This window comes from Enterococcus sp. AMC1251, from assembly GCF_058216535.1.
This window is the reverse complement of the sequence record NZ_CM177098.1, coordinates 3,085,039-3,101,057: the sequence shown is the minus strand read 5'-3', so window position 1 is coordinate 3,101,057 and position 16,019 is coordinate 3,085,039. Positions and strand designations below refer to the sequence as shown.

9 protein-coding genes, 10 tRNA genes and 3 rRNA genes are annotated in these 16,019 nt (G+C 42.5%); all 22 read left to right on the top strand.

The features are described from left to right. The first annotated feature begins 1 nt into the window (after window position 1). The 22 genes from AC4BBR_RS14695 to AC4BBR_RS14590 all read left to right on the top strand — a co-directional run bounded on the left by AC4BBR_RS14695 (window position 2) and on the right by AC4BBR_RS14590 (window position 16,002). Window positions 2–277, top strand: a complete 276-nt coding sequence (locus AC4BBR_RS14695; protein ID WP_490460218.1) for an RNA-binding S4 domain-containing protein — start codon at window positions 2–4, stop codon at window positions 275–277. Window positions 278–340: 63 nt separating this feature from the next. Continuing rightward, window positions 341–802 (top strand): FtsB family cell division protein, encoded by a 462-nt coding sequence (locus AC4BBR_RS14690; RefSeq protein WP_490460217.1) that lies wholly within the window; start codon window positions 341–343, stop codon window positions 800–802. 43 nt (window positions 803–845) lie between these two features. Continuing rightward, complete coding sequence (locus AC4BBR_RS14685; protein ID WP_490460216.1) at window positions 846–1,319, top strand: S1 domain-containing RNA-binding protein; 474 nt, start codon at window positions 846–848, stop codon at window positions 1,317–1,319. A gap of 93 nt (window positions 1,320–1,412) precedes the next feature. Next, complete coding sequence (gene tilS, locus AC4BBR_RS14680) at window positions 1,413–2,795, top strand: tRNA lysidine(34) synthetase TilS (protein WP_490460215.1); 1,383 nt, start codon at window positions 1,413–1,415, stop codon at window positions 2,793–2,795. Between the two features lie 201 nt (window positions 2,796–2,996). Continuing rightward, on the top strand, window positions 2,997–3,542 hold the full coding sequence (gene hpt, locus AC4BBR_RS14675) for a hypoxanthine phosphoribosyltransferase (RefSeq protein ID WP_490460214.1): 546 nt from the start codon (window positions 2,997–2,999) through the stop codon (window positions 3,540–3,542). Window positions 3,543–3,642: 100 nt separating this feature from the next. After that, window positions 3,643–5,805, top strand: a complete 2,163-nt coding sequence (gene ftsH / locus AC4BBR_RS14670; RefSeq protein ID WP_490460213.1) for an ATP-dependent zinc metalloprotease FtsH — start codon at window positions 3,643–3,645, stop codon at window positions 5,803–5,805. A 133-nt stretch (window positions 5,806–5,938) separates the two neighbouring features. After that, complete coding sequence (gene hslO / locus AC4BBR_RS14665) at window positions 5,939–6,835, top strand: Hsp33 family molecular chaperone HslO (protein ID WP_490460212.1); 897 nt, start codon at window positions 5,939–5,941, stop codon at window positions 6,833–6,835. 12 nt (window positions 6,836–6,847) lie between these two features. Continuing rightward, a complete protein-coding gene (gene dusB / locus AC4BBR_RS14660) occupies window positions 6,848–7,852 on the top strand; it encodes a tRNA dihydrouridine synthase DusB (protein WP_490460211.1) in 1,005 nt (334 codons plus the stop codon). 94 nt (window positions 7,853–7,946) lie between these two features. After that, window positions 7,947–9,443: a lysine--tRNA ligase gene (lysS, locus tag AC4BBR_RS14655; protein ID WP_490460210.1), complete on the top strand. Its 1,497-nt coding sequence runs from the start codon at window positions 7,947–7,949 to the stop codon at window positions 9,441–9,443. Window positions 9,444–10,093: 650 nt separating this feature from the next. Then, window positions 10,094–11,654, top strand: a 16S ribosomal RNA gene (locus AC4BBR_RS14650). Between the two features lie 277 nt (window positions 11,655–11,931). Then, a 23S ribosomal RNA gene (locus AC4BBR_RS14645) occupies window positions 11,932–14,843 on the top strand. A 98-nt stretch (window positions 14,844–14,941) separates the two neighbouring features. After that, window positions 14,942–15,057, top strand: a 5S ribosomal RNA gene (gene rrf, locus AC4BBR_RS14640). The 16S, 23S and 5S rRNA genes sit together here with 10 tRNA genes alongside, the layout of an rRNA operon. Window positions 15,058–15,071: 14 nt before the next feature. Continuing rightward, window positions 15,072–15,144: transfer RNA gene (locus AC4BBR_RS14635), tRNA-Val, on the top strand. A 6-nt stretch (window positions 15,145–15,150) separates the two neighbouring features. After that, window positions 15,151–15,223, top strand: a tRNA-Lys gene (locus AC4BBR_RS14630). Window positions 15,224–15,235: 12 nt separating this feature from the next. Further along, window positions 15,236–15,317: transfer RNA gene (locus AC4BBR_RS14625), tRNA-Leu, on the top strand. Window positions 15,318–15,352: 35 nt separating this feature from the next. Beyond that, window positions 15,353–15,425, top strand: a tRNA-Thr gene (locus AC4BBR_RS14620). A gap of 8 nt (window positions 15,426–15,433) precedes the next feature. Beyond that, window positions 15,434–15,505: transfer RNA gene (locus tag AC4BBR_RS14615), tRNA-Gly, on the top strand. Window positions 15,506–15,520: 15 nt separating this feature from the next. Further along, a tRNA-Leu gene (locus AC4BBR_RS14610) sits at window positions 15,521–15,606 on the top strand. A 63-nt stretch (window positions 15,607–15,669) separates the two neighbouring features. After that, window positions 15,670–15,743: transfer RNA gene (locus tag AC4BBR_RS14605), tRNA-Arg, on the top strand. A gap of 10 nt (window positions 15,744–15,753) precedes the next feature. Further along, window positions 15,754–15,827: transfer RNA gene (locus AC4BBR_RS14600), tRNA-Pro, on the top strand. A gap of 10 nt (window positions 15,828–15,837) precedes the next feature. Next, window positions 15,838–15,910, top strand: a tRNA-Ala gene (locus tag AC4BBR_RS14595). 18 nt (window positions 15,911–15,928) lie between these two features. Further along, window positions 15,929–16,002, top strand: a tRNA-Met gene (locus AC4BBR_RS14590). The last annotated feature ends 17 nt before the right edge of the window (window positions 16,003–16,019 follow it).

Below are 16,019 nucleotides of genomic sequence, written 5' to 3'. Positions count from 1 at the left end.
TATGCGTTTAGACAAATTTTTAAAAGTTTCACGTATTATTAAAAGAAGACCTGTTGCTAAAGAAGTTGCGGATAAAGGTCGAATTCAAGTTAATGGTATCTTGGCAAAATCATCAAGTAATATAAAAATTGGCGATCAAGTGAAGATCCAATTCGGTAATAAAATTTTAGAAATAGAAGTGCTTGAACTCCGCGATTCGACGAAAAAAGAAGATGCAGAAAAGATGTATCAGGTTGTTTCGGAGAAAAGAGTCGAAAATAGTGATAATTTAGATTAGACAAGCTTCTTAGATGTTGGTATAATAAAACGGACAAACCAAAAAACGAGTGGGGCGGAGAACATGGGCAAAAAGAAAAAAGACATGGAGAAAGTTGCTGCATTAGATAATGAGTATACAAAAGAACAGTATGCCGAATTTCAAAAACAGCAAAAGCAGTTGATTTTCAGGCGTCGACGTCTGACAGTTATTTTTCTCGTGGCGTTTGTGATTTTTATTGTTTCGGGTATCCAACTTGTAAAAGATTATCAGCAATTGAATGCATTTAAAGTACAGCAGGCTGAAGCGGTAGCTGAATCGGCTGAAGCAGACAAGACGCTAAAACGTTTAGAACAAGATGTTTCTCTTTTAAGAGATGATGATTACGTGGCGAAGTTAGCACGTAGCCGGTACTATGTCTCAAAAGAAGGCGAACAAATCTACAACATTCCTGAGTTAGGCGGAACGACTAGCTCCAGTAATGAACAAAAATCATCAGATAGTCAATCACAGTCTCATTCATCTGAAAAACAATCAGACGAATAACTGCAGATATAATAGGGTAAATAATAGGAGGAACATTTTTTTTATGTCAATCGAAGTAGGAGCGAAGTTGCCAGGAAAAGTGTCTGGTATCACTAATTTTGGTGCTTTCATCGATCTAGGTGAAGGGAAAACAGGGTTGGTTCACATTAGCGAAGTATCAAATGGATTTGTAAAAGATATCCATGATGTATTGACCGTAGGGGATGAAGTGACTGTAAAAGTTACCTCAGTCGGTGATGACGGTAAAGTAGGTTTGTCTATCCGGAAAGCGCAAGAACAAGCGGCAGAACCAAAACGCGAATATCAACGTCGTGATAGCAATGAACATCAAGGCAATCGTGACCGTGGAGCGCGTCCAGTCCCTAAAAAACAATTTACAAAAGCACAACCTATGAATTCAAAACAAGATTTTGATTCATTAATGAGCTCGTTTTTAAAAGATAGTGACGATCGTTTAACTTCATTAAAACGCAATACAGAAGGTAAACGTGGCGGACGTGGCGGACGTCGCAATTAACGAATAAATAATTGAAGCTGAGCGAAAGCTCGGCTTTTATGTTTTAGGCATTTTTTAAGAAGTCTATAAACTATGAAACAAAGAGGTGAGTAGATGTTTCAAGAATTTTACGATCATTGTAAAAAAAATAAATACTGGCAGCCAAACCAAAAAATCTTATTGGCAATTTCAGGTGGCGTAGATTCGATGGTTTTATTGGAACTAATGCGAACGGTTGCTGATAAAGATCATTTAAAACTGGTAGTAGCTCACGTAGATCATCAGTTACGTGTGGAATCGGCGATGGAAGCAACCTACCTGAAAAGCTATTGTCAGAAACGAGAAATTACTTACTATGATACAGTGTGGGAAGAATCGGACAAAACGATAAATACAGAAGCTCGTGCTCGAAAGTTTCGCTATGATTTTTTCGCTGAAATCATGGAACAAGAAGAAATCGCTGTACTCTTGACTGCGCACCATAGCGATGACCAAGCTGAAACGATTTTAATGAAGCTGGCAAGAGGAAGTGCTTTACCGAATTTGGTTGGAATTAGAGCGAACCAGTCATTTGGAAATGGAGCATTGATCCGTCCGTTCTTAATTTTTTCCAAAGAACAATTGGAACAGTTCGCTAAACACTCAGCAATTGTGTATTTTGAAGATAGCTCAAACCAGAGCGATACATATATGCGTAATCGTATAAGACATCAAGTTGTTCCGCTCTTGAAAAAAGAAAATCCTAGGTTTCTTCAACATATGTCTGAATTTAGTGAACAAATTACACTAGCTGATGAGATTGTCCAGTCAATGATAGAGCCGATGTATGATCGTTGGGTGAAAAAAGACACAGCAAGTTGGGTAGTGCAACTTGCTGAATTAAAAAAGGAAAAAAAAAGTGTACAAACATTTTTCTTGATGACTTTGTTTCAACGGACAATAGTACCAAAAAATGTATCAATCAGCCAAATGCAGATTCAACAATTGTTGGCAATGATTAATCAAACAGCTCCTCAACTCACTATGGATATTGAACAAGGTTGGCAAGTTGTGAAAGAATACGACACACTTCTTCTGAAAAAAAGTCAAATAATTCATAAAGAAAACATTTTTTTCTTGAGCGAGAACGAGCACATTTTTCTTTCAGAAAATGAATGGTTAGGTCTGGAAACTATAGAAAAGCAACTCGAACCACCTGAAATAGTAAAAGATTGGTCAGAATTTCCAATGCTCATAAGCGGTCAAACCCTCTTGCCATTAACGATTCGTCATCGAAAAAATGGAGATAGAATTCCATTAACCCCAAACTTAACGAAAAGATTAAATCGACTTTTTATTGACCAAAAAATCCCTAATTTATTCAGAGAACAAGCTTGGGTTATTCTTTCTGCTGATGAGAAGATTATTTGGGTTCCAACATTTGTTAATTCATATTTGAGTATTCCCAAAGAAACTGATAAAATACTCTACAGGCTCCTTTATAAAATAAAAGAATAAAGACTAAAAATAACTTTTATTTAGGAGTAAGAAGCAAAACAACATAAAATAATGAACTTAAAGGAAAAGGAGAACCATTATTCTTGCGAATTATATACTTATTAAGCAAGGCACATTACATTAGCGTTTCGATCCTCTCGAGTTCTAAGTGTTCAAGGACTAAAAGTAGAAGGACAAACCTAAACGGAAAGGGAGAGCAATATGTTAGAGAACGACATTAAACAAGTTTTGATCACGAAAGAACAAATTCTTGAAAAATCAGCTGAACTTGGAAAAAAACTAACAGAAGATTATGAGGGTAAAAATCCTTTAGTGATCGGTATTTTGAAAGGTGCAATTCCTTTTATGGCTGACGTCACACGTTACATCGATACTCATTTAGAAATGGATTTTATGGCTGTATCTAGTTATGGAAATGCCACTGTGTCTTCTGGTGAAGTAAAAATCATCAAAGATTTAGACACGAATGTTGAAGGACGTGATATCCTGATTGTAGAAGATATTATCGACAGCGGTCGCACTTTAGCTTATCTAGTTGATCTTTTCAAATACAGAAAAGCTGCATCAGTGAAAATCGTCACGTTATTGGATAAACCAGAAGGACGTATCGTAGATATTGTCGCAGATTACGTGGGCTTTGATGTACCCAATGAATTTGTTGTAGGTTATGGTTTGGATTATGCAGAAGCTTACCGAAATCTCCCTTATGTAGGCGTATTGAAACCTGAAATCTACGAATCAAATTAATATCTCTCTTAGATTTAGTTATGTTACAATGTAAAGGTCAGAATTGATAAAAAATAAACCGTAAAAATCAATTACGAACAGTAGTCAAAGGAGGACAGGCATGAATAAAAAAAATAGCGGCATGAAAAATGGCCTATATTATGTATTGCTGATTTTGGCGATGGTCATGGTTGTTTATTTCATTTTCGGAAATAACAATCCCCAATCCCAAGATATCGAATACTCAACCTTCAGTACCCAGTTAGAAGAAGGTAAAGTGAAAGAACTGACGATTCAACCAACGAATGGTGTGTATAAAATCACAGGTCAGTACAAAGAAAAACAAGAAATCAAAAACACTGGTGGTCTTTCTTTATGGGGCTCGACAGAAGTTTCAACAAAATCATTTACTACAGTTGTCTTGCCAAGTGATATTACATTATCAGGCATTCAAGATATGGCCCAAGAAAACAATGTAAAACTTTCAGTGAAAGAACAATCAACCAGTGGTGCTTGGCTGTCCATCTTATTTAGCTTCTTACCGATCGTATTGTTCATCTTCTTATTCTATATGATGATGGGACAACAAGGCGGCGGCGGTGGCGGTGGCGGTCGTGTCATGAATTTTGGTAAATCAAAAGCCAAAGAAGCTGACAAAAAAGCCAACCGTGTACGCTTTTCAGATGTAGCCGGAGCCGAAGAAGAAAAACAAGAACTAGTCGAAGTAGTCGAATTCTTAAAAGATCCTCGACGTTTCGTTGAATTAGGTGCCCGCATTCCAGCAGGTGTTCTATTAGAAGGGCCTCCTGGGACTGGTAAAACATTACTTGCGAAAGCCGTTGCTGGTGAAGCTGGCGTACCGTTTTACTCTATCTCTGGTTCAGACTTCGTTGAAATGTTTGTCGGTGTCGGTGCAAGCCGTGTCCGTGATCTATTTGAAACAGCGAAGAAAAATGCACCAGCAATCATCTTCATCGATGAAATCGATGCGGTTGGTCGTCAACGCGGCGCTGGTATGGGTGGCGGACACGATGAACGTGAACAAACCCTTAATCAATTACTTGTTGAAATGGATGGATTTGATGGCAACGAAGGCGTAATCGTCGTTGCTGCAACAAACCGTTCAGATGTGTTAGATCCAGCATTATTACGTCCAGGTCGTTTTGACCGTCAAATTTTAGTTGGTCGTCCTGATGTAAAAGGGCGTGAAGCGATCCTTAAAGTTCATGCTCGTAACAAACCGTTAGCTGATGATGTTGACTTGAAAGTCGTTGCTCAACAAACGCCAGGATTTGCTGGTGCAGATTTAGAAAACGTCTTAAACGAAGCTGCATTAGTTGCTGCTCGTCGTAATAAAAAGAAAATAGATGCATCCGATGTGGATGAAGCAGAGGATCGCGTTATTGCAGGACCTGCGAAAAAAGACAAAGTCATCAACAAAAAAGAACGTGAAATGGTTGCTTACCACGAAGCTGGACATACAATTGTTGGTTTAGTCTTAAGCCGTGCCCGAATCGTTCATAAAGTAACAATTATCCCTCGTGGACGTGCTGGCGGTTACATGATCGCTTTACCAAAAGAAGATCAATTCTTAATGACCAAAGAAGATATGTTTGAACAAATCGTTGGATTACTTGGTGGACGTACAGCGGAAGAAATTATTTTTGATGTACAATCAACTGGTGCTTCTAATGACTTTGAACAAGCAACAGGTATTGCCCGCAGTATGGTGACGGAATATGGAATGAGCGACAAATTAGGTCCTGTTCAATATGAAGGAAACCATCAAGTCTTTGTTGGCCGTGATTACGGTCAAACAAAAGCTTATTCAGAGCAAGTCGCATTTGAGATCGACCAAGAAGTACGTCGTATCTTGATGGAGGCGCACGATAAAGCCCGTGAAATCATCGAATCTCACCGTGCACAACATAAACTGATTGCTGAAAAACTATTAGAGTATGAAACATTAGATGCTCGCAGCATCAAGTCATTGTTTGAAGAAGGCGTTATGCCTCAAGACGTTATCGATAGCCAATTCCCTAGTGAAAAAGCACAAACATTTGAAGAAGCAAAACGTGCACTAGAGGAAAAAGATGCTCAAAGACAAGTCGAAGAAAAACAAGACTTTGAAGAAGCAAAAAAAGAACTACATGATGAATCGGAAGAAGTAAAAGCGGACAGCGACAAAACAGAAGGAAAAGTTCAATCAGAAGTGAAATCTGATAAAGAACACAACAATGATTCTGAATATGACCGCAACAACTTTGACGATCGTTACAAATAAAACATTTAGAGCATCCTTTTTATAGGGTGCTCTTTTCTTCACGCTGAAATTATTTAGTTGAAAAAATGGACAAACCCTAGTATTATCTGATAATGAGTCAGAAAAAGTAGCAAGTGAGAAGAGGAAAATAAAAATGGAAGATTACTTAGTCAAAGCATTATGTTATGAAGGGTCAATCCGCGCATATGCCGTTTGCGCAACCAATACAATTTCAGAAGCACAAAAACGTCATGATACGTGGAGTTCATCAACAGCTGCATTAGGTAGAACGATGGTAGGGGCTTTGCTACTTGGTGCGACATTAAAAGGTGAAGACAAATTAACTGTGAAAGTTCAAGGGAATGGACCTGGTGGAAGCATCGTCGTCGATAGTGATGGCAGTGGTAATACCAAAGGCTATATAAAGAATCCGCACGTTAGCTTAACTTTGAATGAAAGTGGCAAAATCGATGTTCGTGGAGCTGTTGGAACAGAAGGGATTTTTACTGTAATCAAAGACTTAGGCTTGAAAGAAACGTTTTCAGGACAAACTCCGATCGTTTCTGGTGAAATTGGTGAAGACTTCACTTACTTCATGGCGGTTTCTGAGCAAATTCCATCAGCAATTGGCTTGAGTGTTTTAGTTGATACAGATGAAAGTGTTAAAGCAGCTGGTGGGTTTATGATTCAAGTGATGCCAGGAGCAGATGAAAAAACAATCGATTTTATTGAACAACGCTTGCAAGAAGTACCAATGATTTCTCGTTTGATCGATGAAGGAGAATCACCTGAAGGTATTTTAGAACGTCTACTTGGTAAAGATGAAATCGAAATCCTAGAAAAAATGCCTGTTCAATTTAAGTGCAATTGTTCAAAAGAAAAATTTGGGACAGCAATCATTGCAGTTGGATTAGATGAAATCAATGCAATGATTGAAGAAGATCATGGAGCAGAAGCTGTTTGCCAGTTCTGCGGCAACAAATATCACTATAGTGAAGAGGATCTAATTGAACTACGAGATGAAGCAATCAAAAATACCCGTGAAAAGTAGGAGAGATGTGCTATGTGGAAAATAGGAAATGTCGAAATTCCAAATCGCATTGTAGTAGCCCCGATGGCTGGGATCAGTAACGCTGCTTTTCGTGTGACCGTTAAAGAGTTTGGTGCAGGACTTGTTGTCTGTGAAATGATCAGTGACAAAGGAATTCAGCAAAGAAATAAAAAAACCTTAGATATGCTCTATATAGATGAGAAAGAATATCCACTAAGTGTGCAAATTTTCGGTGGAGATAAAGAAAATTTAGTTGAAGCTGCGAAATTTGTAGAAGAAAACACCAAAGCCGCAATTATCGATATCAATATGGGCTGTCCAGTAAATAAAGTGATAAAAGCAGAAGCAGGAGCAAAATGGCTATTAGATCCAAATAAAGTATATGAAATGGTCGATGCCGTTTCCTCGGCCATAGATTTACCAGTAACAGTTAAGATGAGAACAGGCTGGGATGAAGAGCACTTATTTGCGGTTGAAAATGCTCTGGCAGCTGAAAAAGCAGGAGCATCCGCCATCGCTATGCATGGTCGTACGAGAGTTCAAATGTACGAAGGTGAAGCAAATTGGAATATTTTAAAAGAAGTAAAACAACATCTAACGATCCCTTTCATGGGAAATGGGGATGTTCGTACACCGGAAGATGCAAAACGCATGTTGGATTATGTGGGGGCAGATGGTGTGATGATCGGAAGAGCTGCTTTGGGAAATCCTTGGATGATTCAACGTACCAAACAATATCTAGAAACAGGAGAATTGATGCCTGAACCAACACCTCGCGAAAAAATCGAAACAGCTAAAATCCATCTACAACGTTTAGTCGATTTAAAAGGTGAAAAAATTGCAACTAGAGAATTTCGTCAACATGCTTCATACTATCTAAAAGGAATTCCGCGCGCTGCGAAAGTAAAAGTTGCGATCAATCAAGCGGAGACTCAACAAATAATGATTGAGTTGTTAAACGCATTCGAAGAAAAAGCAGAAAAACATGTAGAAAAAGAAACAATCAAAACAATCTAGCAAAAAAAGCAGGCTGAAACAAAAATTCGGCTTGCTTTTTTTTGTTTCAATGTGGCATTATAGGGGTATGTGATTTCAGAATGGAGGAAATACAGTGGCAGATGAACAACAAGCGCACTTAGAAGATCTAAATGATCAAATGCTTGTGCGTCGTGAAAAAATGGAAAATTTACGTGAAGAAGGGATCGATCCTTTCGGGAAACGTTTTGACCGAACACATAACTCAAAAGAATTACATGAACAATTTGACCAACACTCAAAAGAAGAGTTAAATGAAATGGATTTATCAGCGAGCGTTGCTGGTCGTATGATGACAAAACGTGGTAAAGGTAAAGCTGGATTTGCTCATTTACAAGATCGTGAAGGACAACTTCAAATCTACGTGCGTAAAGATCAAGTTGGGGATGAAGCCTATGAAGTGTTTAAGCATGCTGATCTAGGTGATTTCTTCGGAATAACTGGACAAATCATGAAAACTGATACTGGAGAAGTGACCGTTAAAGCTAAAACAATTGTTTTATTAACAAAAGCGTTGCGTCCACTACCTGATAAATATCATGGATTAACAAACATTGAACAACGTTATCGTCAACGTTACTTAGACTTAATCAGTAATAAAGATAGTTTCGATCGTTTCATGAAACGTAGCCAAATCATTAGTGAGATTCGCCGCTATCTTGACAGTAACGGCTACGTAGAAGTGGAGACGCCTGTTTTGCACAATGATGCTGGTGGTGCTGCGGCACGTCCATTTATTACACACCACAATGCATTAGATATGGATTTATACTTACGTATTGCCTTAGAATTGCATTTGAAACGTTTGATTGTCGGCGGTATGGAAAAAGTTTATGAAATCGGTCGAGTATTCCGTAATGAAGGGATTGACACAACGCATAATCCTGAATTCACTATGCTAGAAGCGTATACTGCATATACGGATTATAAAGATGTGATGGATCTAACAGAAGGTATTATCCGCAATGCTGCAGAAAAAGTTTTAGGAACAACAACTATCACTTATGATGGACAAGAGGTTGATTTAGGTTCTGAATTTAGACGTGTTCACATGGTAGATGCAATCAAAGAACAAACTGGTGTAGATTTCTGGCAAGAAATGACTGTTGAAGAGGCACGTGCTTTTGCGAAAGAACATAATGTAGAAATCAATAATAATATGTCAGTTGGTCATATTTTAAATGAATTCTTTGAAACGTTCGTTGAAGAAACACTTCAACAACCAACATTTGTCTATGGACATCCAGTAGAAGTATCTCCTTTAGCGAAGAAAAATCCAGAAGATGGTCGCTTTACCGATCGTTTTGAACTATTTATAGTAGGAAAGGAATTTGCTAACGCATTTACTGAACTAAATGATCCAATCGATCAACGTGAACGTTTTGAAGATCAAGAAAAAGAACGTGAACAAGGAAATGATGAAGCTCATGGTGTAGATGAGGACTTTATTGAAGCTTTGGAATATGGATTGCCACCGACCGGAGGGTTAGGGATTGGAATTGACCGTCTAGTTATGCTTTTAACTGATGCGCAATCAATTCGTGACGTTCTATTATTTCCAACAATGAGATAAAATAAAGAAAAATAGATTTACTGATGATGAAGTGAGACCCAATAGTTAGAGCATGCTCTAACTATTGGGTCTCACTTCAAAATTTACTCTTTTTTATTTTATGAAAAATAATAGAAAATGAGTATATAAACATGTTGTTTTAAACGTAAAAAACGAACAATAAAGAACGGAAATGACAAAATAATCGGCAACGTAAAAAAGTTGAAAAAAAGTGCAAATATTAGTTGACCTAAGCTTAGAAACTTGGTATATTATATCTTGTCGCAAGGCACTGATGAAATACGCCGAATGACAAAAGTAGAATAACGTTTCAGGTTCTAAAAAAACTTGAAAAATCAGGAAGAAAGTTGTTGACAAATAACAAACAACCTGATAAACTAATGAAGTTGTCGCAAAACATTCGATAACATCAAGCAGAAAAAAACTTTGAAACTTTTTTTAAAAAGTGTTGACATCGAATCGGAGATTTGATATGATATAAAAGTTGCTGCGAGGTAACACAGTAGACCTTTGAAAACTGAACAAAGTAAGACGAACCAAATGTGTAGGTTGTTTTTACAACGGTAAAAACAAACAACAATTTTTAACAAAGCGAAGCAATATGCTAGCAACCAAATGAGCTTAACAATCTTCGGATTGTGTTCAACTTTTATTATGAGAGTTTGATCCTGGCTCAGGACGAACGCTGGCGGCGTGCCTAATACATGCAAGTCGAACGCTTCTTTTCTACCGAGTGCTTGCACTCATTTGAAAAGAGGAGTGGCGGACGGGTGAGTAACACGTGGGTAACCTACCCATCAGAGGGGGATAACACTTGGAAACAGGTGCTAATACCGCATAATAGTCAACACCGCATGGTGTAGATTTGAAAGACGCTTTCGGGTGTCACTGATGGATGGACCCGCGGTGCATTAGCTAGTTGGTGAGGTAACGGCTCACCAAGGCCATGATGCATAGCCGACCTGAGAGGGTGATCGGCCACACTGGGACTGAGACACGGCCCAGACTCCTACGGGAGGCAGCAGTAGGGAATCTTCGGCAATGGACGAAAGTCTGACCGAGCAACGCCGCGTGAGTGAAGAAGGTTTTCGGATCGTAAAACTCTGTTGTTAGAGAAGAACAAGTAGGAGAGTAACTGCTCTTGCCTTGACGGTATCTAACCAGAAAGCCACGGCTAACTACGTGCCAGCAGCCGCGGTAATACGTAGGTGGCAAGCGTTGTCCGGATTTATTGGGCGTAAAGCGAGCGCAGGCGGTTTCTTAAGTCTGATGTGAAAGCCCCCGGCTCAACCGGGGAGGGTCATTGGAAACTGGGAGACTTGAGTGCAGAAGAGGAGAGTGGAATTCCATGTGTAGCGGTGAAATGCGTAGATATATGGAGGAACACCAGTGGCGAAGGCGACTCTCTGGTCTGTAACTGACGCTGAGGCTCGAAAGCGTGGGGAGCAAACAGGATTAGATACCCTGGTAGTCCACGCCGTAAACGATGAGTGCTAAGTGTTGGAGGGTTTCCGCCCTTCAGTGCTGCAGCTAACGCATTAAGCACTCCGCCTGGGGAGTACGACCGCAAGGTTGAAACTCAAAGGAATTGACGGGGGCCCGCACAAGCGGTGGAGCATGTGGTTTAATTCGAAGCAACGCGAAGAACCTTACCAGGTCTTGACATCCTTTGACCACTCGAGAGATCGAGCTTTCCCTTCGGGGACAAAGTGACAGGTGGTGCATGGTTGTCGTCAGCTCGTGTCGTGAGATGTTGGGTTAAGTCCCGCAACGAGCGCAACCCTTATTGTTAGTTGCCATCATTCAGTTGGGCACTCTAGCGAGACTGCCGGTGACAAACCGGAGGAAGGTGGGGATGACGTCAAATCATCATGCCCCTTATGACCTGGGCTACACACGTGCTACAATGGGAAGTACAACGAGTCGCTAGACCGCGAGGTCATGCAAATCTCTTAAAGCTTCTCTCAGTTCGGATTGTAGGCTGCAACTCGCCTACATGAAGCCGGAATCGCTAGTAATCGCGGATCAGCACGCCGCGGTGAATACGTTCCCGGGCCTTGTACACACCGCCCGTCACACCACGAAAGTTTGTAACACCCGAAGTCGGTGAGGTAACCCTTGTGGAGCCAGCCGCCTAAGGTGGGATAGATGATTGGGGTGAAGTCGTAACAAGGTAGCCGTATCGGAAGGTGCGGCTGGATCACCTCCTTTCTAAGGAATATTACGGAAACTTACACATTCGTCGATACTTTGTTCAGTTTTGAGAGGTTTACGTTTATCAAAAAAGTTAATCGTTTGATTATCTTTTTTCTTATAATGTTTCTCTCAAACGAATTGTTCATTGAAAACTGGATATTGAAGTAAAAAAGTAATCAAAACAAACCGAGAACACCGCGTTGAAGAGTTAATTAACTGTTCGAAGCTTATTTTATTGGTGACGCCTCTATCGCTAGAGAAACGAACCAAACAATTGATCGTAAGATCATAAGGTTAAGTGAATAAGGGCGCACGGTGGATGCCTTGGCATTAGGAGCCGATGAAGGACGGGACTAACACCGATATGCTTTGGGGAGCTGTAAGTGAGCTATGATCCAGAGATTTCCGAATGGGGAAACCCAGCATCTTTTATAGGATGTTACTTTCCAGTGAATACATAGCTGGTTAGAGGTAGACGCAGAGAACTGAAACATCTAAGTACCTGCAGGAAGAGAAAGAAAATTCGATTCCCTGAGTAGCGGCGAGCGAAACGGGAAAAGCCCAAACCAACAAGCTTGCTTGTTGGGGTTGTAGGACTCCGTTGTGGTAGTCTGTCAAGATAGTCGAAGAACTTGGAAAGGTTCGCCAAAGTGGGTAATAGCCCCGTAGACGAAATGTTGGCAACACCTAGGAGGATCCTGAGTACGGCGGAACACGAGAAATTCCGTCGGAATCCGCGGGGACCATCCCGCAAGGCTAAATACTCCCTAATGACCGATAGTGAACCAGTACCGTGAGGGAAAGGTGAAAAGCACCCCGGAAGGGGAGTGAAATAGATCCTGAAACCGTGTGCCTACAACAAGTCAAAGCCCGTTAATGGGTAATGGCGTGCCTTTTGTAGAATGAACCGGCGAGTTACGATTGCATGCGAGGTTAAGGTGAAGAGCCGGAGCCGCAGCGAAAGCGAGTCTGAATAGGGCGAATGAGTATGTAGTCGTAGACCCGAAACCATGTGATCTACCCATGGCCAGGTTGAAGGTGTGGTAAAACGCACTGGAGGACCGAACCCACGTACGTTGAAAAGTGCGGGGATGAGCTGTGGGTAGCGGAGAAATTCCAAACGAACTTGGAGATAGCTGGTTCTCTCCGAAATAGCTTTAGGGCTAGCCTCGGAATTAAGAATGATGGAGGTAGAGCACTGTTTGGACTAGGGGCCCATCTCGGGTTACCGAATTCAGATAAACTCCGAATGCCATTCATTTATATCCGGGAGTCAGACTGCGAGTGATAAGATCCGTAGTCGAAAGGGAAACAGCCCAGACCACCAGCTAAGGTCCCAAAATATATGTTAAGTGGAAAAGGATGTGGGGTTGCACAGACAACTAGGATGTTGGCTCAGAAGCAGCCACCATTTAAAGAGTGCGTAATAGCTCACTAGTCGAGTGACCCTGCGCCGAAAATGTACCGGGGCTAAACATATTACCGAAGCTGTGGATTACACCTCTGGTGTAATGGTAGGAGAGCGTTCTAAGGGCGTTGAAGGTCGATCGTGAGGACGGCTGGAGCGCTTAGAAGTGAGAATGCCGGTATGAGTAGCGAAAGACGGGTGAGAATCCCGTCCACCGTATGACTAAGGTTTCCTGGGGAAGGCTCGTCCGCCCAGGGTTAGTCGGGACCTAAGCCGAGGCCGAAAGGCGTAGGCGATGGACAACAGGTTGATATTCCTGTACCAGTTGTTTTTGTTTGAGCAATGGAGGGACGCAGGAGGCTAAGGAATGCATGCGACTGGAAGTGCATGTCCAAGCAGTAAGTCTTGAGTAGAGTCAAATGCTTTACTCTGTACGGACAAGCTGTGATGGGGAGGGAAATAATAGTACCGAAGTTCCTGATGTCACACTGTCAAGAAAAGCTTCTAGTGAGAAAACAACTGCCCGTACCGTAAACCGACACAGGTAGTCGAGGAGAGTATCCTAAGGTGAGCGAGCGAACTCTCGTTAAGGAACTCGGCAAAATGACCCCGTAACTTCGGGAGAAGGGGTGCTGACTTCGGTCAGCCGCAGTGAATAGGCCCAAGCGACTGTTTATCAAAAACACAGGTCTCTGCAAAATCGAAAGATGAAGTATAGGGGCTGACGCCTGCCCGGTGCTGGAAGGTTAAGAGGATGGGTTAGCTTCGGCGAAGCTCAGAATTGAAGCCCCAGTAAACGGCGGCCGTAACTATAACGGTCCTAAGGTAGCGAAATTCCTTGTCGGGTAAGTTCCGACCCGCACGAAAGGCGTAACGATTTGGGCACTGTCTCAACGAGAGACTCGGTGAAATTTTAGTACCTGTGAAGATGCAGGTTACCCGCGACAGGACGGAAAGACCCCATGGAGCTTTACTGTAGCTTGATATTGAGTGTTTGTACCACATGTACAGGATAGGTAGGAGCCGATGAACCCGGAACGCTAGTTTCGGTGGAGGCGCTGGTGGGATACTACCCTTGTGTTATGAACCCTCTAACCCGCACCACTTATCGTGGTGGGAGACAGTGTCAGGTGGGCAGTTTGACTGGGGCGGTCGCCTCCTAAAGAGTAACGGAGGCGCCCAAAGGTTCCCTCAGAATGGTTGGAAATCATTCGCAGAGTGTAAAGGCAGAAGGGAGCTTGACTGCGAGACTTACAAGTCGAGCAGGGACGAAAGTCGGGCTTAGTGATCCGGTGGTTCCGCATGGAAGGGCCATCGCTCAACGGATAAAAGCTACCCTGGGGATAACAGGCTTATCTCCCCCAAGAGTCCACATCGACGGGGAGGTTTGGCACCTCGATGTCGGCTCGTCGCATCCTGGGGCTGTAGTCGGTCCCAAGGGTTGGGCTGTTCGCCCATTAAAGCGGCACGCGAGCTGGGTTCAGAACGTCGTGAGACAGTTCGGTCCCTATCCGTCGCGGGCGTTGGAAATTTGAGAGGAGCTGTCCTTAGTACGAGAGGACCGGGATGGACTTACCGCTGGTGTACCAGTTGTTCTGCCAAGGGCATTGCTGGGTAGCTATGTAGGGAAGGGATAAACGCTGAAAGCATCTAAGTGTGAAGCCCACCTCAAGATGAGATTTCCCATTTCTTTAAGAAAGTAAGACCCCTGAGAGATGATCAGGTAGATAGGTTGGAAGTGGAAGTGCAGTGATGTACGGAGCGGACCAATACTAATCGGTCGAGGACTTAACCAAAGAAACGAAATAAAAAAGTATTTCGGGCTGTTTGATTACTACTTCAATCCAGTTTTGAGTGAATAAAAAGCACTCAATTAAATAGCAACAACACCCAGTGTGGTGGCGATAGCGAGAAGGATACACCTGTTCCCATGCCGAACACAGAAGTTAAGCTTCTTAGCGCCGATTGTAGTGAAGGGTTTCCCTTTGTGAGAGTAGGACGTCGCCACGCTAAAGTGTTGTCTTGGAGGTTTAGCTCAGCTGGGAGAGCACCTGCCTTACAAGCAGGGGGTCGGCGGTTCGATCCCGTCAACCTCCATTTTTTGAGCCGTTAGCTCAGTTGGTAGAGCATCTGACTTTTAATCAGAGGGTCGCAGGTTCGAGCCCTGCACGGCTCATAGAAATATTTTGCGGGTGTGGCGGAATTGGCAGACGCACTAGATTTAGGATCTAGCGCCTTACGGCGTGGGGGTTCAAGTCCCTTCACCCGCATCTTTAGTCTCGTTTTATTACTAGGCGATTATAACGCCGGCTTAGCTCAGTTGGTAGAGCATCTGATTTGTAATCAGAGGGTCGAGGGTTCAAATCCTTTAGCCGGCATCCAGACTGCGGAAATAGCTCAGTGGTAGAGCACCACCTTGCCAAGGTGGGGGTCGCGGGTTCGAACCCCGTTTTCCGCTTAGCCTTTTCAAAACGCCGGGGTGGCGGAACTGGCAGACGCACAGGACTTAAAATCCTGCGGTGAGTGATCACCGTACCGGTTCGATTCCGGTCCTCGGCATTGCTTTGAACCACTATGAATGGCAATTGTGAAATTGACAGAATAGGGGTTGAAAAGTATAAAGCACCCATAGCTCAACTGGATAGAGTGCTTGACTACGAATCAAGAGGTTAGGGGTTCGACTCCCTTTGGGTGCATTTTTAGCTACGGGAAGTAGCTCAGCTTGGTAGAGCACTTGGTTTGGGACCAAGGGGTCGCAGGTTCGAATCCTGTCTTCCCGATTTATTTTGTGGGGCCTTAGCTCAGCTGGGAGAGCGCCTGCTTTGCACGCAGGAGGTCAGCGGTTCGATCCCGCTAGGCTCCATTAGTACTTTATTATTTTCGCGGTGTAGCTCAGCTGGCTAGAGCGTCCGGTTCATACCCGGGAGGTCGGGGGTTCGATCCCCTTCGCCGCGATTTCTTTTTTAAGAGCC

Excerpts from the sequence above, each read along its gene's own strand:
- hpt (WP_490460214.1), top strand. The coding sequence starts at position 2,997 with ATGTTAGAGAACGACATTAAACAAGTTTTGATCACGAAAGAACAAATT.
- hslO (WP_490460212.1), top strand. The coding sequence starts at position 5,939 with ATGGAAGATTACTTAGTCAAAGCATTATGTTATGAAGGGTCAATCCGC.
- AC4BBR_RS14690 (WP_490460217.1), top strand. The coding sequence starts at position 341 with ATGGGCAAAAAGAAAAAAGACATGGAGAAAGTTGCTGCATTAGATAAT.
- ftsH (WP_490460213.1), top strand. The coding sequence starts at position 3,643 with ATGAATAAAAAAAATAGCGGCATGAAAAATGGCCTATATTATGTATTG.
- tilS (WP_490460215.1), top strand. The coding sequence starts at position 1,413 with ATGTTTCAAGAATTTTACGATCATTGTAAAAAAAATAAATACTGGCAG.
- AC4BBR_RS14685 (WP_490460216.1), top strand. The coding sequence starts at position 846 with ATGTCAATCGAAGTAGGAGCGAAGTTGCCAGGAAAAGTGTCTGGTATC.
- AC4BBR_RS14695 (WP_490460218.1), top strand. The coding sequence starts at position 2 with ATGCGTTTAGACAAATTTTTAAAAGTTTCACGTATTATTAAAAGAAGA.
- dusB (WP_490460211.1), top strand. The coding sequence starts at position 6,848 with ATGTGGAAAATAGGAAATGTCGAAATTCCAAATCGCATTGTAGTAGCC.